Genomic DNA, 23,377 nt, shown 5'->3' with positions numbered 1-23,377 from the left:
TTATTCACGCACCTGTCCACTCGCATGCGGGGTAGGCGGGGGCTGGGGACTTTGTTAACTTTTGCTAACGTGAATTTCTCACACTTTCAGCAGGAACCGTTTTCATGTCCAAACGCGCAGGCTTTCATGCCTTGAAACCTCTGGCGGCCTCGATCGGCATCGGCTTGTTCTTCTTCGGGCAGGCTCACGCGGCCACGGAAGTACGCGCCACAGCGTCGTACAACCTGGGTGGCGCAGGCGCCACGGTGCTGGATTCGGGCGTGTCCACCAGCAGCGTGGATGTGTTGACCTTTCCTGGCAATTACTACGGCGACTCGGCCGGTATCCATACCTACGGCAGCCCCGACGGTGACTTCGGCAGCCGCTCCTCCGGTACCGGCAACTATGACGTGACCGGCCTGTTCACGCTGACGCAGTCCATCACCAACACCTCGGCGGTGGCTCAGCATGCCGTCTTCAACTTCTACATCACGCCGGGCCTGCTGCAAAACCAGATCCGCTCCGATCTCGGCGGCAACGGCTACTACGTTGAAGCGGGCATCAACTTCAACATCCTGAGCAACGGCAGCTCGGTGTGGAACAGCAAGGCATCGCTGCGCACCGACGCCAGCGGCACCACCTACACCCAAAGTGGCGCCAACATCCTTACGCAATCCGACGCTACCACCTACACCATCTCCGGTGGCAGCTATTCGGTGGACCTGGGCGTGATCAACGCGGGCCAATCGATCAATCTGCAGTACACCCTGAGCACCTATGCCAATGGCAATGCGCCTGGCGCCGGGTATTTCACGGTGCCCGAGCAAACGGTGAACGTGCCCGAGCAGACCATCTTCCACCCAGAGCACACCTACGAACAGTGGGTGTCTGACGGTTACGGTGGGTATGGCGGCTATGGCGGCTACGGAGATGGTGGTTACGGCGGTTATGGTGGCTACGGTGGTGGTCACTGGGAAACCGTGACCGTGCCGGCTTACACGGAAGTGCTGCCTGCCCACACGGTCACCACGCCTTCGTACACGACTTACGGTCAATCCAGCGGTTCACACGCCAGCTCCGGCGACCCTTTCAGCATCGAATGGGATGGCTCCCCCTCATCGGTCTACGACGTGACGGGCAACTTCGCCAAGCCGCCAGGCAATCCCTTCGAGGTCAAGATGTCGGCTGTGCCCGAACCAGAGGCGCTGGCCATGGGCCTCGCGGGCGTGGGCGTGGTGGGCGCACTGGCGCGCCGTCGCCGCAAACCTCAGGCCTGATCGCTCAGGCCGTTATCAGTGATTCGAAGGCATCCACCAGCTCGGTGGTTTGCCCTTCGTGCGTGAAGGCCTGATAGCGCCGAGCCAGCGCTTGCGCAGCCTGCCGGTGAGCAGGCTGTTGCAGCATCTGCGTGAGCAAGGCCTTGTAGTCGGTCGGGCGAGGGCGTGCGGCCACATTGATGCCCGCACCGGCCTGCTCGACCCGCACTGCCATCAGAAACTGCTCGGCCTGCGTGGGCAGCATCAGCACCGGTACGCCGGCCAGGATGGCCTGTGCCAGCGTGGCTTCACCCGCATGGCAGATTGCGAGTCGCGACTGCGGCAAAGCCTGCCCCAGGTGCACAGGCCCCCTGGCATATCGAATGCGCGGCGAGCTCACAGGCTCGGGCTTGCCTGCGGCCACTTCCGGCAGATAGCACAAGGTGCGGCAGCCCATTTGATCGAGCGCCTGCAGCAAGGCCAGGTGATCGGGGTGGGTGCTGCGGATGTAGGCGAAGACGGTCGGGCCGTCGCCTTCAGGCCATTGGGGTGCTTCGCCACCCGAGGGCAGGAAGGTGGGGCCCAGATAACGCTGGCCTGCGGGCAGGGCGCCACGCCCATAGTGGTCCAGTTCGGGCCAGGTGCACAGCAAGGGCAGGTCGCCTCTGAAGATGTCAGCCAGCTTGTTCAAGGCCGGCGCCTGATAGCTGCGCAGCACCTCGTTGACCGTGCCCAGCACCTGTTGATCGTAGTGTTCGACACGGCCTGCAGCGATGGGCTCCCAGGTGCGAAACGGGGGCAGGGGGCTGGCATCAGGTGGCACGTAGAAACCGATGCCCACCGAGGCCACGGGGATGCCCAGCGTGCGTGCCGCGATGGTGGCCGTGGGTGCGTAATCGGCCACGATCACATCGGGCTGGCACATGGCCATCACGCCGCGCCAGCCTTCCACCAGCCCGGTCAGCGAGCCGGCCTTGAGGTAGCCATTGCCCATGACGATCTCACTGAGGCTGATCACCGGGTTGGGCAGGCCCATGGTCTGATGCAGCCAGATCGGGGCTTGCAGGATGCGGGCGCCTTGTGCGTTCAGATCGCCCAGCAGGGCCCGTGTGTGCACGATGTCGCGCAGCATGAGATCAACCTGATGGCCGCGGCGCACGAGCTCCTGCGCCAAGGGTTTGAAGCGCCCGGCGTGGCCCAGGCCACCGCCGAATTCCCAGCACAACAGAAAGCGGGCCATGTCTGCTTCGATCCCTTGTGAATCAGTCAATGTGAGCCTGCATTGTAGAAACACGCGCAAACAGCGGACAATCGCGCCCATGGTCACGAAAAAATCCAAAGGCCTGGGCATGGGCCTGGAGGCCTTGCTCGGCCCCAAAGTCAGCGATCAACCCAAGGCCTCGCCTGATGGCGCGCCCTCCGTATTGCGCCTCGATCTGATGCAGGCCGGCAAGTACCAGCCGCGCACACGCATGGACGAAGGCTCGCTCTACGAGCTGGCCGAGAGCATCAAGGCGCAGGGCATCATGCAGCCCATCCTGGTGCGACCCATCGGTGGTGGCCGCTACGAAATCATCGCCGGGGAACGCCGTTCGCGCGCCGCCAAGCTGGCCGGTCTGACGGAAGTGCCCGTGCTGGTCAAGGAAGTGCCGGACGAAGCCGCCGCCGCCATGGCCCTGATCGAGAACATCCAGCGCGAAGACCTCAACCCGCTGGAAGAAGCGCAAGGCCTGCAGCGCCTGACCAGCGAGTTCGGCCTCACGCATGAACAGGCCGCGCAGGCCGTGGGCCGCTCGCGCAGCGCCGCCTCCAACTTGCTGCGCCTGCTGAACCTGGCCGAGCCCGTGCAGGGCATGCTGATGGCCGGCGACATCGACATGGGCCACGCCCGTGCGCTGCTGCCGCTGGACAAGGCCGTGCAGATCACCACGGCCCACGAGATCGCCGCGAAGAAGCTCAATGTGCGCGAAGCCGAAAAGCTCGTGGCCAAGGTACAGGGCGCCGGCCGCCAGACACCGCTGCTGCGTGTGAAGTCCGAGAAGTCGCGTGATGTGGTCCGCCTGGAAGAAGAGCTGTCCGACATCCTGACCGCACAGGTCGAGATCGTCGTCAAGCGCAAGACCAAGCGCGGCGAGCAAGGCGAGATCACCATCCAGTTCGGCAGCCTCGACGAGCTCAATGGCCTGATCGACAAGCTGCGCGGCGGCGCGGCCGAGTAAGCGCCGGCCCCCCGCCGCCCCCGGAGCGCCCACAGGCATGCGTACGTGGCCTTTGCCGGCCTTGCTGACCTGGGCCCTGGCCTGGGCCCTGGCACTGGCCTTGCGGGCCGCCCAGGCCCCGCTGTGGGCCGTGCTGATGCTGCCCACGGCCTTGGGCGTGTGTGCCACCTGGCTGCCCTTTGTGGCGACGACCACCTGGCGGCGCGTGTTCGTGGCCGCAGGCTTTCCCATGAGCGTGATCGCACTGGGGCAGGGCGCAGGCCTGCCGGGCTGGCTCTGGCTGGCACCGCTGGCCTTGCTGCTGCTGGCCTACCCGGTGCACGCCTGGCGTGATGCACCGGTGTTCCCCACGCCGCGTGGTGCCTTGGCGGATCTGCCCGAACACGCGCCCTTGATGCCTGCGCCAGCCGGCGGTATGCCCAGAGTGCTGGACGCTGGCTGCGGCATGGGCGACGCCCTGATCGAACTGCACCAGGCCTATCCACAGGCCCGCATCGAGGGTATCGAGTGGAGCTGGCTGTGGCGCATCGTGGCGGCCCTGCGTTGCCCCTGGGCCACCGTGCGCCAGGGCGACATGTGGGGCCAGAGCTGGGCTGATGTCGAGCTGGTCTACCTGTTTCAGCGGCCAGAGACCATGCCCCGCGCCATGGCCAAGGCCCGTGCCGAGATGCGCCCGGGTTGCTGGCTCGTGAGCCTGGAGTTCGAAGCGGTCGACGAGCACGGTGTGGCCTGGAAGCCGCATGTGCGCTTGAGTTTGCATGGTTTACGCCCGATATGGGTGTATCGCATCGGGTGACGCGATCGGGTTTACCCGTCTACACTGTCCACCATTGAGTGAAAGCCCTGCAATGACGTTTACGCCTGACGATTTCCGCGCCACCTTGGGGCAGTTTGCCACCGGGGTCACGATCGTCACCGCACGCGATGTCGAGGGCAATCTGGTCGGGCTGACTGCCAACTCCTTCAATTCGGTGTCGCTGTCGCCCCCTCTGGTGCTGTGGAGCCTGTCGCGGCATTCCACCTCCATGCCGGGCTTTCTGTCTGCCGGGCACTACGCCATCAATGTGCTGGCCGCCGACCAGCGCCTGCTCGCCGAGCGCTTTGCCAAAAAGGGCATCGACCGCTTCGAGGGCACGCCCTGGCGCCCAGGTCTGACTGGCGCCCCCGTGATCGAAGGCGCTGTGGCCGTGTTCGAGTGCAGCCACCGCAGCCAGTACGACGAAGGTGATCACGTCATCTTCGTGGGCGAGGTGCAGCATTGCCGTCGCCGGGTGGGCGCCGCGCCGCTCTTGTTCCATGGCGGTCGTTTCTTCACCGACCTGCCGATCTGATCAGGCGTCGCCCTCGTCATTCACGGGGCCACCGCACTGGTCCAGCAGCTTGAGAAAGCGCGCCACGTCCAGGGGCTTGGTGAGGTATTCCACAAAGCCCCGTTCCTTGGCTTCGCTGATCTGATCCGGCATGGCGTCGGCCGACAGCGCAATACGCGGAATGCAGGCCGTCGCGCCCTGAGTGGCCAGCGCATCGGACACATCCAGCCCGCTCATGTCGCCCAGGTGCATGTCCAGCAACAGCAAGTCGGGCGGATGGGCCTGCGCCATGGCGATCGCCTGCTGGCCGCTGTAGGCCACTTCCAGGTGCCAGTGCGGGCGCATGCGCATCACCTGGCGCAGCAACTCCACGTTGATGACGTTGTCCTCGGCATACAGGACGGTGCGGTTGTGCAAGCCGAGTTCATCCAGCCCGCCAAAGCCGGAGCGGTGAACCTGATCGGCGCATTGCGCGTCCAGTGCCAGTGGTCGAGCCAGAGGCAGCCAGATCCGAAAGCTCGAACCCGTGCCCGGCGTGCTGCTGACTTCGATTCGGCCTTCCATCAGATCCAGCAGACGCTTGACGATGACCAGCCCGATGCCCGTGCCTTCGATGTTCGAACGCTCGGCCCCCAGGCGGTTGAAGGGCTCGAACAGATGCGAGATCTGCTCGGTGGTCATGCCCTGGCCGGTGTCGCTGACCGTGATGAGCACGCGGTCCTGCAGGGCCATGGCTTCGATCAGGGCCTGACCGCCCTGGCGGTTGTACTTGATGGCGTTGGACAGCAGGTTGACCAGCACCTGCCGCAAACGCACGCGATCGGCCTTGACGAACAGGCCTTCCTGCGGTGCGTTGTGGGCCAAGGTCAGTCCGGCATCGCGTGCCTGATTGCTGATCAGGGCCAGGGCCTCTTCCAGCACGCTGTTGACGGAGAGGGTCTCGATGGACATGGGCAGGCTGCCCGCTTCGATGCGCGACAGGTCCAGCACATCGGTCATCATGGCCAGCAGGTGCGCACCGGCCTTTTCGATGTGCTCGACCTTCTTGCGCTGCGTGTCGTTCAGCGGGTTGCGCGGGTCCACCCGCAGCAATTGCGCGAAGCCCAGCATGGCGTTGAGCGGTGTGCGCAACTCGTGGCTCATGCGTGAGAGGAACTCGGTCTTGGCCTTGCTGGCGCGCTCTGCGGCACGCGCGGCGCCCAAGGCCTCCTGCATGCGCAGGCGTTCGCTGATGTCTTCGACCACCGAGACCATCTGGACTGGTCGCCCTTTTTCATCCTTGAGCAGCACCACATTGAGCATCACGTGCACGATCTCGCCATCGGGGCGCACGTAGCGCTTTTCTCTTGCCAGGCGATCCTGCTGCCCGGCCAGCAAGGCCTCGGTGGTGGCCAGGTTGGCCGGCGCTTCATCGGGGTGGGAGATGTCCAGAAAGTGCAGGCCGATCAGGTCTTCACGGCGGCGCCCGGAGATCTCGGCGAAACGCTGGTTGACCTCGACGAAGCGACCGTCCAGTGTCAGGCGTGCGATACCGACGCCCGCAGCCTCGAAGATGGCGCGGTAATGCTGGTCGTCAGACAACTCGGCGAGGTTGTCGGGCCTGGAAGACAGGCCATCGGGCAAGGAGGGGCGGGCACCGGGGGCAAGGCTGGACATGGCAACAGCAGCTGTGACGGACACCACCGCATCGCCACTACATTGGGCCGACGGTGGTGTGGTTTCGGCTCAATGGCCCAACTGTCTCACACTTGATCGTCCCGGGCCAGCGGCGGGTTGTTCGTGTGACTTTGGTCTTGTCCGGACCACACCAGTTCGACCCGATTGCGGCCGTTGGCCTTGGCCGCGTAGAGCCCGCGGTCGGCCCGCTCCAGCGTTTCGTGCAGAGGCTCGCCGATGGGATGTTCGGTCAGCCCGGCCGAGAACGTGACGCGGATGCCGTTGCCGACCACCACCTGACGCAAGGCCGCCTGGAACCGCGCCAGCGATGCCTGAGCGCCTTGCAGCCCGGGGTCGGGCGCGGTGAGCATCAGCAGGAATTCCTCGCCGCCCCAGCGCGCCAGCACGTCGGTCTGGCGCAACTCCTTGCCAACGGCGTCGGCAAAGGCCTTGAGCACCATGTCGCCGGTCTGGTGTCCGAAATGATCATTGACCTGCTTGAAGTGGTCCAGATCGATCAGGGCCAGGCAGAAGCCTTCGCCGCTGCGTTGCTGGCGCTTCACCTGCTGTTCCATCAATTGCATCATGTGGCGACGGTTGTGCAGGCCGGTGAGCTCATCGCGCGTGGCCACTTCGTGCAACATGGACAGGGCATGACGCAGCTCCTGTTTCTGCTCCATCAGGCGCGTGCGCAGCTTGGCCACATGGGTGGCCACGGCAGACAGAACGGGCAGGGTGCTGGCGGCCAGCACGAACTTCATGATCTCGATGCGGGCATCCACGCGTTCGGGCTCGTGCGTGATCAGCCAGGCCATGGCCAGGCCCAGGCAGCACAGCGTGCTCACGCCCATGATGCGCACCTGCCGGGGTGTCAGGGTGATCATGCTGAACACCATCACCAGCGCGATCAACAGCAGCACGGCATTGCGCATGGGCCCCACGATCACGTAGGCGATCAGGATGGAGGCCATGGCAAAAAGGCACTGAGGCAAGTCCATGCCGGGGCTGCCCATGCGGGTGGACAAGCCGGTGCGGACCAGCAGGTAGAAGATGGGCACGCCCGTCCACATGAACACCACCAGCGGAATGGCCGACCGGGCGGGCACCATGTTGGCGTTGACCAGGTAGAGCAGGATGGCGGTGCTGGCCGCATAGCCGTACACCGCCAGCAGCGTCATCGTGACGCGTGCACGCAGCTTGGGATCCTGGCCGAAGATGACGTCGCCGAACTTGCTCATTTTGGCAACTCGCTCGCCTCGAGCGAGCTGGGCGATGCTTTTTTGTCCGTGACTTCGCCAGAAGTCGCGCTCATTCTGATGACCGTGCAATTTCTCCCCCCATCCTTGGCCTTATACAGCGCCCGGTCCGCACGTTCAATGCAGACATCCAGGGCTTCCGCCATGTTGTAGGCGGTCAGGCCAGCCGAAAACGTCGGCTTCAGATCCGGCAGGGAGGGCACCAGCGTGGCGTCGGCGAGCAGCATGCGTGCGCGCTCCAGCCCCACATTGGCCAACTCGGGGGAGGTGTCATTGAGCAACACCAGGAATTCTTCGCCGCCCCAGCGGGCCAGCACATCGGTATCGCGCAGGCCGCTTTGCACCACTTTCGCGAAGTTGCGCAGGACTTCGTCACCCACCGAATGGCCGTAGGTGTCGTTGATGCGCTTGAAGTGGTCGATGTCCAGCAGGGCCAGGCAGAAGCGGTGGTAGCCGGAGCGCTCCAGGCGCTTGCGATGCTGCCCCAGTACTTCGATCATGTGGCGGCGGTTGAACAGGCCGGTGAGTTCGTCGCGTGTGGCCAGCACCTGGATGCGCACCAGCGCATTGGCCAGTTCGTCCTTTTGCGCCTGCAGTTTGGCGCGCATGCTGCTGAGTTGCGCTGCCAGCCCCGAGATGGTGGGCACGATGGCCGCCGTCAGCACAAAGTGGGCGATTTCCAGCTTGAAGGGGTAGTTCAGCGGATCCGTGCGGATCTTGATCAGGATGGCGATGCCCATCAGCACCACCGTGTAGCCGCCCGCGATGATCGCGCCTTTTTGCTTCATGTTGAAGATGCCGAACACCAGCACGAGCGCCAGCAGCATCATGGTCGAGCCGTGCACCGGCCCCGTGACCGAGTAGGCCCCGACGATGATGGTCAGCGCCGACAGGATCTGCGGCAGGGTCATGGCCGGGTCATCGAAGCGCAGGTTCAGGCCCGTGCGCAGCACGAGGTACCAGACCACGATGTTGACCAGGATGACGCCGCTGAGCCGCTTGACGTCTTCCATCTCCATGTAGCCCACCCACCACGCATAGACCTGCAGGAAGCAGCACGCGATGAACACATTGGCCGCCATCAGCGAGCGCGTGATGCGCAGGCGCTGTTTGCGGTCTGTGGTCAACAGCAGGTCGTTGAGGCGGGAAATGAAGGGTGCGTACATGTTTGTGTCACGGCATCAGTGGGGCTTTCGGCGTATGCCCTCAGACCTTGAGGGATTTGTCGTGATTCAACCCATGGCCTGAATCTGCGGCCAGGCCATCGTTCGAATTTTTTGAACTGATGCATCAAGCGGCTTCATCCACCTTGGTGCACAGTTCAGCCACCATTTCACTATTGCGCAATGCGGCAGGAGCTAAAAGCAATGAAAACCGGACAAAACACCCCCATCCAGCGTTATGGCACCGTGGCCATCCTTCTGCACTGGGTGCTGGCGCTGGCCATCATCACCGCCTTTGTGGTCGGCCTGACTGTGGAAGACATGCCGCTGAGCCCCAGCAAGATCAAGCTCATCAACTGGCACAAGTGGGCCGGGGTGGGCATCCTGGCCTTGTCGGCCCTGCGCCTGGTGTGGCGCATCACGCACCGTCCTCCTGCCTTGCCCGGTGCGATCGAGCAGGCCATGCCCGGCTGGCAACGCACCGCCTACCACGGTACCCATCACCTGATGTACCTGCTGTTCTTCGTGGTGCCACTGCTGGGATGGGCCTACAGCTCGGCCAAGGGCTATCCCATCGTGTGGTTTGGCGTGCTGCCTCTGCCCGATCTGGTCGCCCCCAACAAGGAGCTGGCCGAGGTGCTGGAAGAAGCACACGGTGCGGCGGCGTTCGCGCTCATGGGGCTGGTTGGCCTGCACGTGGCTGCCGCACTCAAACATCAGTTCATCGACAAGGATGGCTTGTTGGACCGCATGCGTCCCGGCCGTTGATTGAGAAAGGGCATGACCATGTCTGCACCGTTGATTCGCTCGTCTGCTTCGTTCCTGTTGGGTGCCATGGCATTCGCAGGCCTGGTTGTTGCCCAGCCCGCCTTGGCGGCGGAGCAGGCCCTGGTGCCCGCCCAAAGCGAGGTCAGCTTCGTGGCCAGACAGCTGGGCGTGCCGCTGGACGGCAAGTTCAAGACTTTTTCGGCCCAGGCCGCCTTCGATCCCAAGTCACCGCAGACCAGCAAGATCGCCTTCACGGTGGACCTGGGCAGCGTGGCGGTCAATGCCGACGCCAATGCCGAGCTGGTCAAGCCGGACTGGTTCAACACGGTCAAGTTCCCCAAAGCCACGTTCCAGTCCTCGGCCATCAAGGCACTGGGCGCCGGACGTTTTGAAGTGGCCGGCAAGTTGGCCATCAAGGGCAATGCCCGCGATCTGGTCGTGCCCATGCAGTTGAGCCAGGCCGGTGGCCTGAGCACGGCCACGGGGGGCTTCACCCTCAAGCGCCTGGACTTCAAGGTGGGGGACGGTGAATGGGCCGACACCTCCATCGTGGCCAACGACGTGCAAGTGAAGTTCAAGCTCGTGCTGCAAGGCGTGCCTGCGCTGTAAGCCATCCACCTTTTCTTTTCTCCCACCCGCCCCACTGATCCCTACAGGAGCTCATCCATGAAACAAGTGACCCGACTGTTTGCCGCCACCTCGCTGGCCTTCGCCTTCGCCACCTCGGCCTTTGCCGCGCCCGAGACCTATGGTGTCGAGCCCAACCACACGTATGCCAACTTCTCGTACAGCCACATGGGCCTGTCGACGCAGATCAGCAAGTTCAGCAAGACCAGCGGCACCGTTGTGTACGACAAGGCCGCCAGGACCGGTTCTGTGGACGTCACCATCGACATGAAGTCCGTGGACACCGGCTCCACCCTGTTCAACGGCCACATCCAGGGCGCCGATTTCCTCGATACCGAGAAGTTCCCGACCGCCACCTTCAAGTCGACCAAGGTCGTGTTTGAAGGCGACAAGCCCGCCACCATCGAAGGCAACCTGACCATCAAGGGCATCACCAAGCCCGTGACCCTGAAGGTGAGCCACTTCGCCAACATGGAACACCCCATGGCCAAGAAGGACGCCATCGGTGCCAACGCCAGCACACAGATCAAGCGCACCGAGTTCAATGCCGGCAAGTACGCCCCGCTGGTGGGTGACGACGTGACCATCACGATCTCGCTGGAAGCGATCAAGCAGTAAGCCAGGCATGCCGTGCGTGCACGCCATCCGGGTGTGCACGCACTTTTTGTATGCAATCTGCACCATGTTTTGTATGCAATCTGGTGCAGTCTCCTAGGGAGGCGCCCCTTCAGTGCGCCATTTCAGTTCAAAAACGCGCGTTTTGAGCTGGCACACGCTTTGCGATATGAAACCTCCGTTGGCGCAGGCCAGATGGAGGTGAAGCATGAGCGTGATGTCCTTGCAGGCGCAGCGAGCGGCCACGATGGCCGGCCAGGCTGACCTGGAACTGCACCAGTTGGTCAAGCGGTATGGCACCGGTGTGCGGGCGCCCATGGCGGTGGACCACATCGGCCTGACGATCAAGGCTGGCGCCTATTGCTGTCTGCTGGGGCCCTCCGGCTGTGGCAAGACCTCCACCTTGCGCATGATTGCGGGCCACGAAGAGGTGAGCGCAGGCGACATCGTGCTGGGTGGCCGCAACATCACCTACTTGCCGGCTTCGGCTCGCGGCACGGCCATGATGTTCCAGAGCTATGCCTTGTTCCCGCACCTCAGCGCCGTGGACAACGTGGCCTTCAGCCTCAAGATGCGCGGTGTGGACAAGGCCACCCGCACCGACAAGGCGATGGACCTGCTGCAGCGTGTGTCGCTGGCGCACCTGGCCGAGCGCAAGCCGGCGGAGATGTCGGGTGGGCAGCAGCAACGTGTGGCGCTCGCGCGTGCCCTGATCACCGAACCGCGCGTGCTCCTGCTGGACGAGCCCCTGTCTGCGCTCGATCCTTTCCTGCGCATCAAGATGCGCGCCGAACTCAAGGCCTGGCAAAAGAGCCTGGGCATGACCTTCATCCACGTTACGCACTCGCAGGAAGAGGCCATGGCGTTGGCCGATCAGGTGGTGGTGATGAACGCCGGCCGCATCGAACAGGAAGGCAATCCCCACGAAGTCTTCAATGCCCCGCGCACCGAGTTCGTGGCGCGCTTCATCGGCGGCCACAACGTGATCCCGCATGAAGGCGGCCAGCTCGCCGTGCGCATCGACAAGACCGAACTGAGCCGCGAACACGTGCCTGTCGATGCTGCTGGCGGCCTCACGGCCACGGTCACCGGCGTCGAGTACCAGGGCACCTATGTGCTGATCACGCTGGCCTGCAGTGCCTTGCCTGATGACGGCGAGCTCAACGTGATGCTGAGCGAAGCCGTGTTCGACGCGTCCCCCTGGTCCGTCGGCGACACCGCCCGCGTGTTCTGGTGTCCGCAAGACGAGCATCGCCTCGCCGCCTGATGGCCGGGCTTCGTGCCCGCATGTCCTTTCCCTCGTTCCCCTCGCACCCCCACTGTTCTTATCTGGAGATACCCATGTCACAGCTTCCTGAAGACAGCTCTTTGACGGCCGGCCATCAGGCCGATGACGGCACCACCGTGAACGCGGATGGCCTGTCGCGTCGCACCATCCTCAAGTCCGGCCTGCTGGGTGCCACCGGCATCCTGGCAAGCGGCCATGCGCCGTTTGTGCGCGCTGACGAGAAGATCACGCTGCGCTACCTGGGCACCGCCGTGAACCAGGACAAGACGATTGCCGACAAGTTCGAGGCCGACACCGGCATCAAGATCCAGTACATCCCCGTCACGACCGATGACGTGACCAAGCGTGCGGTGACCGCGCCCAACAGCTTCGACCTGATCGACACCGAGTACTTCTCGCTCAAGAAGATCATCCCCACGGGCAACCTCAAGGGCATTGACGTCAAGCGGATCAAGAACGCCGACAAGATCACCTCGCTGTTCACCAAGGGCGAAGTGGCCGGCAAGAAGGTGGGCGACCAGGGCACCGCGCCCAAGAAGGTGATGTACCTCGAAGGTGAAAAAAGCAAGACCTTCGCCAAGGGCGCCACGCAGTTCATGACCCTGATCCCCACGGTCTACAACGCCGACACATTGGGCATCCGGCCTGATCTGATCAAGCGCCCGATCTCTTCGTGGGCCGAGCTGCTCAATCCCGAATTCAAGGGCAAGGCCGCCATCCTCAACATCCCCTCGATCGGCATCATGGACGCGGCCATGGTGGTGGAGGCCATGGGCCTGTACAAGTACCCTGACAAGGGCAACATGACCAAAAAGGAGATCGACCTGACGATCAAGACCCTGATTGAGGCCAAGAAGGCGGGACAGTTCCGCAGCCTGTGGAAAGACTTCAACGAGTCGGTCAACCTGATGGCCTCGGGCGAAGTGGTGATCCAGTCGATGTGGTCGCCAGCCGTGACCGCGGTGCGCACCAAGGGCATCGCCTGCACCTTCCAGCCCTTGAAGGAAGGCTACCGCGCCTGGGCGGCCGGCTTCGGCGTGCCCGCCACCTCATCGGGCAAGAAGCTCGATGCCACCTACGAGTTCATCAACTGGTTCCTCGATGGCTGGGCCGGTGCCTACCTCAACCGCCAGGGTTATTACAGCGCCGTGCTGGATACCGCCAAAGCCAGGATGGAAGCCTATGAATGGGCTTACTGGATGGAGGGCAAGCCTGCGTCACAGGACATCAAGTCGCCCAAGGGCGACGTACTGGCCAGGAAGGGCGAAGTGCGCGATGGCGGCAGCTACGAAACCCGCATGGGTGGCATCGCTTGCTGGAACGCGATCATGGACGAGAACACCTACATGGTGAGCAAGTGGAATGAATTCGTCGCCGCTTGATGGTGGATCCCCCCAACGAGCTTCAGTTTTGATCGGAGTATTGTCATGAACACCTCTTTCCCTTCTTCGTTGCGGCTGTCTGCCGTTTCCCTGGCTGCCTTGCTCGGCATGGCCGGCAGCGCACACGCCCAATTGCAGACCACGCTGTATGGCGCGCTGGGTCTGGATGTCATCTCGGCATCGCATGTCTACAACGGCAGCACCAGTGGCTCGGTCGTCAAGATCGATGACAACGCCATCGTCAACTCGCGCATCGGCATCAAGGGTGGTGAAGACCTGGGCGGTGGCCTCAAGGTGCTGTTTGACCTGGAGTCCTCCGTCAACCCCGATACCGGGTCGGCACGCAATGCCTTCTGGAACCGCAATGCCTGGGTGGGCGTCAGCGGCAGCATGGGTACGGTCAAGCTGGGCCATCAGTGGAACGTGTCGGATGACTACATGTGCAGCTACATCGTGTGTGGCTACTACGCGCCTTTCCTGATGAGCGGCTTCTACGCCCTGAGCGACTACTACGACAACGCCATCAAGTACACCTCGCCCAATGTCGGTGGCTTTGAAGGTGCGGCCTACTACAGCGCGGGCGAGAGGGCCGGCATGAAGTCCGCAGGCCAGAAGTTCCAGCTGGCGGGCAACTACAGCGCCGGCCCCCTGGGCGTGGGTGTGGTCGCCTTCTCCGAGAAGAACCCCAGCGGGGGCACGGATGGCAACACCATGTACGCCGTGGGGGCCAGCTATGACTTCGGTGCGGCCAAGGGGCGTGTTGCCCTGGCCACAGCCGATGTCAGGTACGGCACGCCCTTCAAGGCCAAGCTGATCGACCTGGGTGTGGATGTGCCCGTGAACGCCGCCCTCACCACGTCGCTGGACTACGTCAAGAAGGATGTCACCGACAGCCCCGATGACACCTACTTCGTGCGTGGCCGCGCCAGCTATGCCTTGTCCAAGCGCACCGCCTTGAACTTCAACCTCATCTACCTGAAGAACTCGGGTGCTGCCAACTTTGCCTTCATCACCGAAGGCCAGGGCTTTGCTGGTGAAGCTGGGCAGAAGCAGACCATCGTGACCGCCGGTATCACGCACTCGTTCTGAGCCACACCGACATCAGCCAGCATCGCGACGGAGCAGTCATGAAGAAAGCCTTGCCCTCCTGGATACAGGCCATGCCCATGGGCGCGGTCTTCACGCTGTTCTTCGCGATGCCGCTGTTGCTGATCGTGGCGGTGAGCTTCTGGCCGCAAAACGAGTACACGCTGGAGCCGGGCTTCACGCTCGACAACTACGTGTCCTTGTTCAGTGGTTGTTTTGGTGGTGGTGAAAGCGGCGAGCTGTGCACCACCTTCAAGACCTATCTGTCGACCTTGAAGTTCTGCGGCATCGTGTGGGCCATCACGCTGGTGCTGGGCTTCACCTTGTCTTACTTCGTGGCCTTTCATGTGCCCAGCCTGGGCGCACAGACCGTGCTGTTCACGATCATGACCATCCCGTTCTGGACCTCCAATGTGATCCGCATGATCTCGTGGATCCCGCTGCTGGGCCGACATGGCTGGATCAACCAGACCTTGCTGGATCTGGGCCTGATCAGGCAGCCGCTGGAGTGGCTGCTGTACTCGGATTTCTCGGTGGTGCTGGCCTTCGTGCACCTCAACACCACCTTCATGATGGTGCCCATCTTCAACTCGATGATGAAGATTGACCGATCCCTGCTGGAGGCCGCCAACGACTGTGGTGCCAATGCCTGGCAGACCCTGTGGAACGTGATCGTGCCCCTGTGTCGTACCGGCATCCTGATCGGCTCGATCTTCGTGATCACGCTGGTGATGGGGGACTTCGTCACCGTGGGTGTGATGGGCGGCCAGCAGATTGCCTCCGTGGGCAAGACCATCCAGGTGCAGACCTCCTACCTGCAGTTCCCGCTGGCCGCAGCCAATGCCGTGGTGCTGTTGGGCGTGGTGTTGTTGATCATCGTGGCGCTCAACCGGCTGGTTGACCTGCGCAAGGAGCTGTGAGATGAACAAGCGTGGCTTCTGGCCATTGGCCCTGGTCTTTGCGCTGTATGTGCTGTTTCTGTACGGCCCGGTCATCACCATCTTCGTGCTGAGTTTTCAAGGGCCGCAGGGGGGGCTGACCTTTCCCATGCGGGGGGCGTCGCTGCACTGGTACCACGAGCTGTTCAAGGGGCTTGGCGTGGTGGACATCGGCGCCGCCATTCAGCGCTCGCTGGGCCTGGGGCTGGTCGTGATGATGTTGACCGTGCTGTTCTCGCTGATGGCGGGCCTGGCCTTTCGCAAAGGCTTCAAGGGCAGCAGCGTGCTGTTCTACAGCTCGGTGGCCAGCCTCATCATGCCGTCCATCATCATCTCGCTGGGCATCGGCCTGCAGTTCCGTTTGTTCGACACCTTCATCAAAGGCTTGCTGGAGGCAGGGGGCTTCACTGCAACGCTGGAGAGCTATACCACCCTCATGGGCCTGTACACCTCAGGGCTGGGCGCCCACCTGACCTGGACGCTGCCCTTTGGCATGCTGATCATGTTTGCGGTGTTCAACCGCTTCAACCCGGCTTATGAAGAAGCCGCACGCGATCTGGGCGCCACGCCCTGGCAGACCTTGCGCCATGTCGTGCTGCCCTTGATTGGCCCCTCGCTGGTGGGTGTGGGCATGTTCGGTTTCACCTTGAGCTGGGATGAGATCGCCCGGTCGTCTCAGGCCATTGGCGACGTCAACACCCTGCCGCTTGAACTCCAGGGCCTGACCACCACCGTCACCACGCCGGCGATCTATGCTCTGGGCAGCATGACCACCCTGGTGTCCCTGTTCGTGATCCTCTGCGCCTTGAGCGCGGCTGGCCTGATGCGCCGCCGTGCCCAGGCGCGCCAGGCCGCCTCCTGATCGTTCCCTATGCCAAACAAGTCCAACACGCCAGACCAGCTTTCCAGCACCTCGGATGCGGTGGAGCGCACCACATCGGCGACCCTGTCCGATGAGGACATCCACCGCAAGATCATCGAGGCCATCGTGGACCAGCGCTTGCTGCCCGGCACCAAGCTCGTCGAGGACAAGCTGGGGCAGGTCTTCGGTGTGTCGCGCACGCGCATCCGCCAGGTGCTGATCAGGCTGGCGCAGGAGCAGGTGGTCACCATCCTGCCCAACAAGGGGGCCAGCATCGCCGAGCCCAGCGTGGAAGAGTCCCGCGAGGTGTTCGAGGCGCGCAGCGTCATCGAGGCGGTGCTGGTCAGGCGCTTCATCGAACGGGCCAGGCCTGCCGATCTCAAGGCGCTGGCCGCTTGCATCGAGGCTGAGGAGGCCGCACGCCAGGCGGGTGATCACGCCATGGCCCTGCGGCATTCCGGGCAGTTCCATCTCTTGCTGGCTCAGGCCGCCGGCCATCGCACTTTCGAAGCTTTCCTGCGCAAGCTCGTGTCGAGAACCAGCCTGATCCTCATGAGTTACGCGCCCGTCGAGCGGCATCGGCCGCCAGCACTGGGCGCTTCACCCGTGCGTTGGGTTCAGGCCTGCCGGTGTGACGAGCACCGCCAGTTGCTGACGGCCCTGAAGGCCGCCGTGAAAGGCAAGAAGCCGGTTGACGAGGCGGTGGACATCATGACGACCCACCTCTCGCACATCGAAGCGGGCTTGTGCTTCAACCAGCCAGCTGCCTCAGGTTCGGATCCCTGGGCGAGCTGGGACGTTTGAGGGGAGGGCGCGCGCCATGCCGGATGTCTTGCTGATCAACCCCAATACCCGTCTGGCCCTGACTTCTCAACTGGTAGCGCAGATAGACGCCATGCAATTGGTTCCCGGTTTGCGGCTGCATGGGGCCACCGCTTCTTTCGGTGATGACTACATCGCCTCCGAGCGCAGCTATGTCGTGGCCGCGCATGCCGTGGTGGACATCTGGCAGGCCCATCTGGCCTTGTACGGCCGCCCGGATGCGGTGCTGGTGGCCTGCTTTGGCGACCCTGGCGTGTGGGCCCTGCGCGAAATGGACCGTGTACCCGTGATGGGCCTGGCCGAGGCCGCCATGCGCGAAGCTGACGAGCTCGGGCCCTTTGGCATCGTGACCGGTGGTGCGGCCTGGGGTCCCATGCTGGAGCGCCTGGCTAGAGGCATGCGACTGGGCGGCCACGACCACCTGCGCGCGGTTCGCACGGTGGACGCCAGCGGCGGCATGTTGTCGGCTCAGCCAGCGGTGGGGCGGCCTTTGTTGACGCGGGCCTGTCAGGCCCTGCTGGAAGATGATCGTGCGCAGTCGCCTGACAAGCCCCTGGCCAGCGTGATCGTGGGCGGTGCGGCCCTGGCCGGTTGGGCCGCACAGATGCAGGCTGACAGCCCCGACGTGCCACTCATCGACAGTGTGGAAGCCGGCGCCAGGTGGTTGCAGCGGGTGCTCTGAGCACCCGTACTCACAAGGGTGCAGATGCGGTGTCTTGCGGCCGCTGGGCTCGCAGATGGCGCAGCAGCACCGTGCGCAACTCGTCCTGCCTGAAGGGCTTGGCCAGGTGTTCGTTCATGCCCGCGGCCAGGCAGCGTTCGCGGTCGCTGTTCATGGCGTTGGCCGTCAGGGCCACCACGGGCACGGGTGGGCGACCGTGGTTGTGTTCCCAGGTGCGCAGCCGGCGCGTGGCCTCGATGCCATCGAGCTCGGGCATCTGGCAGTCCATCAGGACCACGTCATAAGGGTGGTCGGCGCGTTCCAGCTCGGCCAATGCCTCCAGCCCGTTTTCAACCCTCGTGACCTGCACGCCCAGGTTGGCCAGGGTGGCCTCGGCCACGATGGCGTTGACCGGGTTGTCTTCGGCCAGCAGCACATGGCCGCCCTTGTTGGCGGCCGCGGCGATGGCCGGTGGTGCCTGCGGGCCGATTTCAGCGGCCTGCTGGTCGCTGAGGTCCAGGTCGACCTTCTCCACCTGCGTGGCGGGCAGCGGCACGGTCATGGTGAAGGTCGAGCCTTTGTCGAGCGCGCTCGCGCACACGATGTCGCCACCCATGGCGCGCGCGATCTCGCGTGAGATGGTCAGGCCCAGGCCGGTGCCCTTGTGCTTGCGACCGAAGCTGCCGTCCACCTGGTGGAAGGCTTCGAAAATCAGCGGCAGGTGCTGCGGGGAGATGCCCACGCCCGTGTCTTCAATCTCGAACCGGACGAGGCCGCTTTCCTGGCGCGACACGGTCACCCGCACCTCGCCGCTGTCGGTGAACTTGATGGCGTTGCCCACCAGGTTGTGCAACACCTGGCGCAGCCTGGCTGCGTCACCCTTGACCCAGCATGGCGCGGGCAAGTCCAGTGTCGTGCGCAGCTTCAGGCCCTTTTCCGTGGCGGTGATCTTCAGCACCGACAGCACGTCGTGGATGACGCCCAGCAGCTCGAAGGACGAGGTGCTGATCTGCAGCTTGCCGGCTTCGATGCGGGAGAAGTCCAGCACGTCGTTGATGATGCCCAGCAGGTGCTCGCCCGTGCGTTCGATCAGCTCGATCTGCTGTCGGGAGTCGGCCAGCACGCCTGGCTTGGCCGGCAGGCGGTTGTGAACCAGCCTGGCCAGGCCGAGGATGCCGTGCAGCGGTGTGCGCATCTCGTGGCTCATGGTGGCCAGGAACTGGTCCTTGACGGCGCTGTGGCGTTGCGCGAGCTTGAGCGCCTCGGCCCTTTCACGGGCGATGCGGTCCGTGGTGAAGCGCAGCCAGAGCAGCTCGGTGATGCGACGCTCGCTGCGCCGGCTTTCGAACATCATCAGCCCGAGCAGCGCCAGCAGCCCGAAGCCGCCAAACGTGCCGTAGGCGTCCTGACGTGTGAACAGCATCAGTGCAGCCGGCAGCAGGATGGGGACGTTCATCAGGGCATTGGGCTTGATGTCGGCCTGCAGCGTGAAGGAGCACACACAGCAGGCGCCCACCAGCGTGGCGACCACCACCACCGTGGTGATCAGGTCCTGCACCGGCATGAACACGCCGGCCAGGCCCCAGATGAGGCCATGCACCCCGCAAGCCAGGTTGAGGCTCTTGAGCCAGTAAACGCTGGCGCGGTTGCGCGACCCGACATAGGTGCTCAGGTGAATCACCCGCAGCACGGCAATCAGCACACTCAGACCCGCCCAGATCATGGCTTTCTCTCGGCCGACCTGTGCCGCCACGACCAGGCTCAGCGCCAAGGCGAACAGCGCGCTGAATATCGCCACCGGCAAGGTGGCGGCAAACAGCATGCGGATCCGCTCGGCCCGGATCAGTCGGGCCAATTCCGGATCGTCTGGCGAGACGCGCGCCCGATCAGGATCGGGCAGCATCAGGGCGTGGCAGTTGAAACGCATTCGGCTTATATCGTCGCCTGTTGCACGGGACTTGAGTGGTGGTTCGCGGCCTAAAACAAAGGCCTCGGTTTCTACCGAGGCCTGGCCAAGCACACATGAATATGGGGTCTGATGTTGAAGTTAAGGCGCGAGGTCTGTCAATCCGCCAGCCAAATGGTTGGTGTAACGAAACGTGTTGCCTGGGGCTCAAGCCTCGTTTTGAGGAATGTTCAGCCGTTCGCAAACGCGCATGGTGGCCAGCTGGAAGGCCTGGAAGTGCAGGCCGACCTGGTGAGCGACAGGCTCCAGTTCGTGCCAGACTTCATCGGGGTTGCTGCCACTGGTGGGGTTGAGCAGCAGTGCATCCACGGCGGCGCCGATGGTCAGCAGCTTCTGCACGGCAGGGCGCTCCTGTGGCCATTGCTCGGGCGAGTTGGGGCGTGCACGCACGCTGTCGGACACATCGCGGTGCAGACCCCATGACTGGCACAGCGCGGCACCCAGGGCCGAATGGCTCACGCCGAAGGCTTCGATTTCGGCTGCGCACAGCAGGGACTCGTCGCTTTGTTCGTTGAGCTCCTGGTAGCGCTGGCGGTCGTAGGCATACAGCACGGCACGGCCCGTTTCGGCAAACAGGCCTGCGGTGTGAGCCTGCCAGGGGTCGACGTCGAGCTGGCGGGCGATGCGGCCCATGGCCAGGCCACGGATGCCGGCGCGGTCCCAGATCTTTTGCAGCAGCGGGCTGGGCGGGAAGGCGCCACGCAGGCCGATTTCATAGGTAAGGCCGGCCACCTGGGCCATGCCCAGATAGCGGATGCCCTCGTGCACGGTCTCGACGCGTTTGAGCAGGCCGAACAGGGCCGAGTTCACGGTGCGGACCACGGCCGAGGACAAGGCCATGTCGGTTTCGATCAACGCAGCGAGCTGGTCGATCGAGCTGTCCTCTTCTGCCATCAGCAAGGACAGTTTGACCAGCGTGCTGGGGCAGGCCGGCAGGTCGATGTTGAGGTTGCGAAGCTGGGGGGCGATGCTCATGACTGACTCTCATCCTATGGTGCGAGATCAGTCTAGGCTTTTGCGCCTCGTGGGAAAAGCGGAAGTGCCTTGTTTAGGCGAGGCTTTCCGGCCTTTTCCCGTGAAATTTCACCGCGGCATTCAGCGCGTCACGAATCGGCGACGGGGGATGCGTGAAGCCTGCGAGGTCAGACCGTTGGTGCGGCGGAACTCGCTGGGCGGCATGCCCTTCCAGCGGCGGAAGGCTTCGATGAAGGTCGTCACATCCGCATAGCCCAGGCGCTCGGCGATTTCACCGTGTGTCAGGCTGGCCGAGGCCATGAGCTCTTCCGCGAGGGTGGAGCGCACCTCTTCCAGCAAGGCGCGGAAGGTGGCGCCTTCGGCCGTGAGGTGGCGGCGCAGCGTGCGCGAGGTGATCTTCATCTCGGCCGCGATCTCTTCCATGTCGGGGATGTGGCCGGGGGTGCGCATCAGGCGGTCGCGCACGGCCGCAGCCACGCCGGTGCGTGTCTTGCGGGCGTCCACGAGCTTGCGGCACATCTGTTCGCACAGGGCGGCCGTGTGCGGGTCGGCCTGGGGCAGGCGCTCGTGCATCAGCGAGGTGTCGAACAGGGCGCAGTCGCGGGCCTGGCTGAACAGCGGGCGGATGCCAAACAGATTGGTATAGGCCTCCACCATCTCGGGCGAGGGCTCGGGGCGGCGCATGTGGATGGCGCGGAAGGGCAGGGGATGGCCCAGGATTTCGCGCTGCAGGGTGATCACGGCGGCGCGGTCGCGGTCCAGGATGAACTGGCGCACGTCCGGGGGCAGGTGGTCGCTGTGGAAGGAGGACTGGATCAGGTCGCCGACTTGCTCGATGTCGTTGATGGTCAACGAGAAGGTCAGATTCAGCATGCGCGAGGCCATGCTGATGCCCGAGCCCAGGGTCGGGGAGCTCATCACCGCGTAGCCCCACAGCCCGTAGGTGGTGACGTGATAGCGGGAGCCGGCCTGCAGACCCAGGGTGGGGATGTGGGGCAGGGCGTTGATCAGGTTGCGGATGAGCTGGACTTCCTGATGGGCTTCGATCTCGCCTTTGGGGTCGTCCAGCAGGGCGCGGGTGATGCCGGTATGACGCAGCATGTTGTCCATGCTCACGCCATGATCAGAACCGAGTTGGGACAGGACCCGGGCTGTGGCAATGCCTCGCCGGAAGTCCCAGATGGATTTGGCAGATGCTTTGACGCTCATGATGTGTTCCACGCTCCCCGCGCGATTTGACAAAGCATTATGTCGGTCTGGGTTACATGTGTGTCCTCAAATCTGTCATCTACCATGACATTTTTTCAAACTAGGGATATCATTTTCGGACAATCACCAATCCCTTGAGGTATTCGCCTTCAGGGAAGGTGATCGTGGTGGGGTGATCAGGGGTGGCTTCCAGGCGTTTGAGCAGGTAGCCATCCACACCAGCGTCCATGCCGGCACCCGCCACGATCTTGTGGAACAGCTCACCGCCGATGCCGCCCGAGCACGAAAAAGTCAACAGCAGGCCACCCGGGTTGAGCAGCTTGAAGGCCAGGCGGTTGATGTCCTTGTAGGCGCGCGAAGCGCGGTCCGCATGGGCGGCGCTGGGTGCGAACTTGGGCGGGTCCAGCACGATGGCGTCGAAGGTGCGGCCCTCCTTGATGAACTGGCGCAGGCTGCCGTTCACGTCGGCGTCCAGGGCGGTGTGAGCGCTCGCTTCGTAGCCATTGAGCGTCACGTGGGCGCTGGCGCGGGCCAGGGCGGGGCCCGAGGAGTCCACGCTGGTCACGTCGGTGGCGCCGCCTTCGAGTGCCGCCACGCTGAAGCCGCCGGTGTAGCTGTAGCAGTTCAGAACTGTCTTGCACTTGAACTGCCTGACCAGCCTGGCGAACAGGCCGCGGTTGTCGCGCTGGTCCAGGTAGTAGCCGGTCTTGTGGCCCTCGGCCACGTCCAGGGTCAGCTTCCAGCCGTTTTCGTGGATGGTGACTTCGGTCGAGCGGCGCGCCCCATCGGTCGTTTCCGGATGGCGCAACCAGCCCTTGACCGGCTCCAGGCCTTCCAGATTGCGCACACCGGAGTCCGAACGTTCGTACAGATAAGGGCAGCCGGTGATGGCCACCAGGGCGTCGGCAATCACGTCCTTCCAGCGCTCCATGCCGGCGCTCAGGAACTGGGCGCTCAGCAGGTCGCCGTACTGGTCCACGATCAGGCCGGGCAGGCCATCGGCTTCGCCGTGGATCAGGCGGATGCCGTCGGAATCGATGGCCAGTCGCTGACGCAAGGCCACGGCTTCCTGGATGCGGCGCTGGAAGAAAGCGGCGTCAATGCGTTCGGCCTCGTCAAAGCTCCAGGCGCGCACGCGGATCTGGGAACTGGGGCTGAAAGCCGCCCAGGCCAGGAACTGGCCATCGTGCGCCTGCACGCGAACGGTTTCGCCGGCGTCTCCACCGCCCTTGGCGATGCTGCCCTGGAAGACCCAGGGATGACGACGCAACAGGGAGCGCTCTTTGCCTTCGCGCAGGGTGATGACTTTCATGCTTCTTCTCTTTCTGGCCGCAATGTG

General features: G+C 63.8%; 22 protein-coding genes. 14 read left to right on the top strand and 8 right to left on the bottom strand.

Going from position 1 to position 23,377, the window contains the following annotated elements:
* The first annotated feature begins 104 nt into the window (after nucleotides 1–104).
* On the top strand, nucleotides 105–1,256 hold the full coding sequence (locus VFW93_RS18290) for a PEP-CTERM sorting domain-containing protein (RefSeq protein ID WP_329695384.1): 1,152 nt from the start codon (nucleotides 105–107) through the stop codon (nucleotides 1,254–1,256).
* A gap of 4 nt (nucleotides 1,257–1,260) precedes the next feature.
* On the opposite strand, the gene VFW93_RS18285 is transcribed toward VFW93_RS18290, so the two are convergent.
* Nucleotides 1,261–2,475: a glycosyltransferase gene (locus VFW93_RS18285; protein ID WP_329695383.1), complete on the bottom strand. Its 1,215-nt coding sequence runs from the start codon at nucleotides 2,473–2,475 to the stop codon at nucleotides 1,261–1,263.
* 79 nt (nucleotides 2,476–2,554) lie between these two features.
* Between VFW93_RS18285 and VFW93_RS18280 the strand changes: the two genes are divergently transcribed.
* Genes VFW93_RS18280 through VFW93_RS18270 form a run of 3 tightly spaced genes read left to right on the top strand, consistent with a single transcriptional unit; the run spans nucleotide 2,555 to nucleotide 4,785 of the window.
* Complete coding sequence (locus VFW93_RS18280; RefSeq protein WP_329695382.1) at nucleotides 2,555–3,454, top strand: ParB/RepB/Spo0J family partition protein; 900 nt, start codon at nucleotides 2,555–2,557, stop codon at nucleotides 3,452–3,454.
* A 37-nt stretch (nucleotides 3,455–3,491) separates the two neighbouring features.
* The gene (locus VFW93_RS18275; RefSeq protein WP_329695381.1) at nucleotides 3,492–4,250 is read left to right on the top strand and encodes a class I SAM-dependent methyltransferase; all 759 of its coding nucleotides are present in this window, start codon (nucleotides 3,492–3,494) and stop codon (nucleotides 4,248–4,250) included.
* Between the two features lie 52 nt (nucleotides 4,251–4,302).
* The gene (locus VFW93_RS18270; protein ID WP_329695380.1) at nucleotides 4,303–4,785 is read left to right on the top strand and encodes a flavin reductase family protein; all 483 of its coding nucleotides are present in this window, start codon (nucleotides 4,303–4,305) and stop codon (nucleotides 4,783–4,785) included.
* On the opposite strand, the gene VFW93_RS18265 is transcribed toward VFW93_RS18270, so the two are convergent.
* From VFW93_RS18265 to VFW93_RS18255, 3 genes are all read right to left on the bottom strand, one after another.
* Complete coding sequence (locus tag VFW93_RS18265) at nucleotides 4,786–6,420, bottom strand: ATP-binding protein (protein WP_329695379.1); 1,635 nt, start codon at nucleotides 6,418–6,420, stop codon at nucleotides 4,786–4,788.
* An 86-nt stretch (nucleotides 6,421–6,506) separates the two neighbouring features.
* Nucleotides 6,507–7,658: a GGDEF domain-containing protein gene (locus VFW93_RS18260; RefSeq protein WP_329695378.1), complete on the bottom strand. Its 1,152-nt coding sequence runs from the start codon at nucleotides 7,656–7,658 to the stop codon at nucleotides 6,507–6,509.
* On the bottom strand, nucleotides 7,655–8,842 hold the full coding sequence (locus VFW93_RS18255; protein WP_329695377.1) for a GGDEF domain-containing protein: 1,188 nt from the start codon (nucleotides 8,840–8,842) through the stop codon (nucleotides 7,655–7,657). Before VFW93_RS18255 ends, VFW93_RS18260 begins: the two co-directional genes overlap by 4 nt.
* Before the next feature lie 201 nt (nucleotides 8,843–9,043).
* Between VFW93_RS18255 and VFW93_RS18250 the strand changes: the two genes are divergently transcribed.
* From VFW93_RS18250 to VFW93_RS18205, 10 genes are all read left to right on the top strand, one after another.
* Entirely contained in the window at nucleotides 9,044–9,607 is a 564-nt protein-coding gene (locus tag VFW93_RS18250; protein WP_329695376.1) for a cytochrome b, read from the top strand.
* Nucleotides 9,608–9,619: 12 nt separating this feature from the next.
* On the top strand, nucleotides 9,620–10,216 hold the full coding sequence (locus tag VFW93_RS18245) for a YceI family protein (protein WP_414639727.1): 597 nt from the start codon (nucleotides 9,620–9,622) through the stop codon (nucleotides 10,214–10,216).
* A gap of 57 nt (nucleotides 10,217–10,273) precedes the next feature.
* Nucleotides 10,274–10,852 carry a YceI family protein gene (locus tag VFW93_RS18240; protein ID WP_329695375.1) on the top strand — a complete coding sequence of 193 codons (579 nt, stop codon included), beginning with the start codon at nucleotides 10,274–10,276 and terminating at the stop codon, nucleotides 10,850–10,852.
* 205 nt (nucleotides 10,853–11,057) lie between these two features.
* Entirely contained in the window at nucleotides 11,058–12,116 is a 1,059-nt protein-coding gene (locus VFW93_RS18235; RefSeq protein WP_329695374.1) for an ABC transporter ATP-binding protein, read from the top strand.
* 74 nt (nucleotides 12,117–12,190) lie between these two features.
* Nucleotides 12,191–13,519, top strand: a complete 1,329-nt coding sequence (locus tag VFW93_RS18230; protein WP_329695373.1) for a PotD/PotF family extracellular solute-binding protein — start codon at nucleotides 12,191–12,193, stop codon at nucleotides 13,517–13,519.
* Between the two features lie 45 nt (nucleotides 13,520–13,564).
* On the top strand, nucleotides 13,565–14,608 hold the full coding sequence (locus tag VFW93_RS18225) for a porin (RefSeq protein ID WP_329695372.1): 1,044 nt from the start codon (nucleotides 13,565–13,567) through the stop codon (nucleotides 14,606–14,608).
* A gap of 38 nt (nucleotides 14,609–14,646) precedes the next feature.
* Nucleotides 14,647–15,525: an ABC transporter permease gene (locus VFW93_RS18220; protein WP_329695371.1), complete on the top strand. Its 879-nt coding sequence runs from the start codon at nucleotides 14,647–14,649 to the stop codon at nucleotides 15,523–15,525.
* 1 nt (nucleotide 15,526) lies between these two features.
* Complete coding sequence (locus VFW93_RS18215) at nucleotides 15,527–16,405, top strand: ABC transporter permease (RefSeq protein ID WP_329695370.1); 879 nt, start codon at nucleotides 15,527–15,529, stop codon at nucleotides 16,403–16,405.
* A 9-nt stretch (nucleotides 16,406–16,414) separates the two neighbouring features.
* Nucleotides 16,415–17,209 (top strand): GntR family transcriptional regulator, encoded by a 795-nt coding sequence (locus VFW93_RS18210; RefSeq protein WP_329695369.1) that lies wholly within the window; start codon nucleotides 16,415–16,417, stop codon nucleotides 17,207–17,209.
* Between the two features lie 16 nt (nucleotides 17,210–17,225).
* Complete coding sequence (locus VFW93_RS18205; protein ID WP_329695368.1) at nucleotides 17,226–17,909, top strand: aspartate/glutamate racemase family protein; 684 nt, start codon at nucleotides 17,226–17,228, stop codon at nucleotides 17,907–17,909.
* A gap of 10 nt (nucleotides 17,910–17,919) precedes the next feature.
* Here the strand turns inward: VFW93_RS18205 and VFW93_RS18200 are convergent, their stop codons facing one another.
* The 4 genes from VFW93_RS18200 to VFW93_RS18185 all read right to left on the bottom strand — a co-directional run bounded on the left by VFW93_RS18200 (nucleotide 17,920) and on the right by VFW93_RS18185 (nucleotide 23,350).
* Nucleotides 17,920–19,815, bottom strand: coding sequence for an ATP-binding protein (locus VFW93_RS18200; RefSeq protein ID WP_329695367.1), 1,896 nt, complete (start codon nucleotides 19,813–19,815; stop codon nucleotides 17,920–17,922).
* A gap of 186 nt (nucleotides 19,816–20,001) precedes the next feature.
* Nucleotides 20,002–20,829 (bottom strand): HDOD domain-containing protein, encoded by an 828-nt coding sequence (locus VFW93_RS18195; RefSeq protein ID WP_329695366.1) that lies wholly within the window; start codon nucleotides 20,827–20,829, stop codon nucleotides 20,002–20,004.
* Between the two features lie 120 nt (nucleotides 20,830–20,949).
* The gene (locus tag VFW93_RS18190; protein ID WP_329695365.1) at nucleotides 20,950–22,038 is read right to left on the bottom strand and encodes an AraC family transcriptional regulator; all 1,089 of its coding nucleotides are present in this window, start codon (nucleotides 22,036–22,038) and stop codon (nucleotides 20,950–20,952) included.
* A 109-nt stretch (nucleotides 22,039–22,147) separates the two neighbouring features.
* On the bottom strand, nucleotides 22,148–23,350 hold the full coding sequence (locus VFW93_RS18185; RefSeq protein ID WP_329695364.1) for a class I SAM-dependent rRNA methyltransferase: 1,203 nt from the start codon (nucleotides 23,348–23,350) through the stop codon (nucleotides 22,148–22,150).
* Nucleotides 23,351–23,377: the final 27 nt, after the last annotated feature.

This window comes from Aquabacterium sp. (assembly GCF_036279675.1).
Taxonomy (GTDB): domain Bacteria; phylum Pseudomonadota; class Gammaproteobacteria; order Burkholderiales; family Burkholderiaceae_C; genus Aquabacterium.
Note: the sequence above shows the minus strand (reverse complement) of the source record. Positions and strands in the feature narration are given on the sequence as shown.

Excerpts from the sequence above, each read along its gene's own strand:
- VFW93_RS18290 (WP_329695384.1), top strand. The coding sequence starts at position 105 with ATGTCCAAACGCGCAGGCTTTCATGCCTTGAAACCTCTGGCGGCCTCG.
- VFW93_RS18285 (WP_329695383.1), bottom strand. The coding sequence starts at position 2,475 with ATGGCCCGCTTTCTGTTGTGCTGGGAATTCGGCGGTGGCCTGGGCCAC.
- VFW93_RS18280 (WP_329695382.1), top strand. The coding sequence starts at position 2,555 with ATGGTCACGAAAAAATCCAAAGGCCTGGGCATGGGCCTGGAGGCCTTG.
- VFW93_RS18275 (WP_329695381.1), top strand. The coding sequence starts at position 3,492 with ATGCGTACGTGGCCTTTGCCGGCCTTGCTGACCTGGGCCCTGGCCTGG.
- VFW93_RS18270 (WP_329695380.1), top strand. The coding sequence starts at position 4,303 with ATGACGTTTACGCCTGACGATTTCCGCGCCACCTTGGGGCAGTTTGCC.
- VFW93_RS18265 (WP_329695379.1), bottom strand. The coding sequence starts at position 6,420 with ATGTCCAGCCTTGCCCCCGGTGCCCGCCCCTCCTTGCCCGATGGCCTG.
- VFW93_RS18260 (WP_329695378.1), bottom strand. The coding sequence starts at position 7,658 with ATGAGCAAGTTCGGCGACGTCATCTTCGGCCAGGATCCCAAGCTGCGT.
- VFW93_RS18255 (WP_329695377.1), bottom strand. The coding sequence starts at position 8,842 with ATGTACGCACCCTTCATTTCCCGCCTCAACGACCTGCTGTTGACCACA.
- VFW93_RS18250 (WP_329695376.1), top strand. The coding sequence starts at position 9,044 with ATGAAAACCGGACAAAACACCCCCATCCAGCGTTATGGCACCGTGGCC.
- VFW93_RS18245 (WP_414639727.1), top strand. The coding sequence starts at position 9,620 with ATGACCATGTCTGCACCGTTGATTCGCTCGTCTGCTTCGTTCCTGTTG.
- VFW93_RS18240 (WP_329695375.1), top strand. The coding sequence starts at position 10,274 with ATGAAACAAGTGACCCGACTGTTTGCCGCCACCTCGCTGGCCTTCGCC.
- VFW93_RS18235 (WP_329695374.1), top strand. The coding sequence starts at position 11,058 with ATGAGCGTGATGTCCTTGCAGGCGCAGCGAGCGGCCACGATGGCCGGC.
- VFW93_RS18230 (WP_329695373.1), top strand. The coding sequence starts at position 12,191 with ATGTCACAGCTTCCTGAAGACAGCTCTTTGACGGCCGGCCATCAGGCC.
- VFW93_RS18225 (WP_329695372.1), top strand. The coding sequence starts at position 13,565 with ATGAACACCTCTTTCCCTTCTTCGTTGCGGCTGTCTGCCGTTTCCCTG.
- VFW93_RS18220 (WP_329695371.1), top strand. The coding sequence starts at position 14,647 with ATGAAGAAAGCCTTGCCCTCCTGGATACAGGCCATGCCCATGGGCGCG.
- VFW93_RS18215 (WP_329695370.1), top strand. The coding sequence starts at position 15,527 with ATGAACAAGCGTGGCTTCTGGCCATTGGCCCTGGTCTTTGCGCTGTAT.
- VFW93_RS18210 (WP_329695369.1), top strand. The coding sequence starts at position 16,415 with ATGCCAAACAAGTCCAACACGCCAGACCAGCTTTCCAGCACCTCGGAT.
- VFW93_RS18205 (WP_329695368.1), top strand. The coding sequence starts at position 17,226 with ATGCCGGATGTCTTGCTGATCAACCCCAATACCCGTCTGGCCCTGACT.
- VFW93_RS18200 (WP_329695367.1), bottom strand. The coding sequence starts at position 19,815 with ATGCGTTTCAACTGCCACGCCCTGATGCTGCCCGATCCTGATCGGGCG.
- VFW93_RS18195 (WP_329695366.1), bottom strand. The coding sequence starts at position 20,829 with ATGAGCATCGCCCCCCAGCTTCGCAACCTCAACATCGACCTGCCGGCC.
- VFW93_RS18190 (WP_329695365.1), bottom strand. The coding sequence starts at position 22,038 with ATGAGCGTCAAAGCATCTGCCAAATCCATCTGGGACTTCCGGCGAGGC.
- VFW93_RS18185 (WP_329695364.1), bottom strand. The coding sequence starts at position 23,350 with ATGAAAGTCATCACCCTGCGCGAAGGCAAAGAGCGCTCCCTGTTGCGT.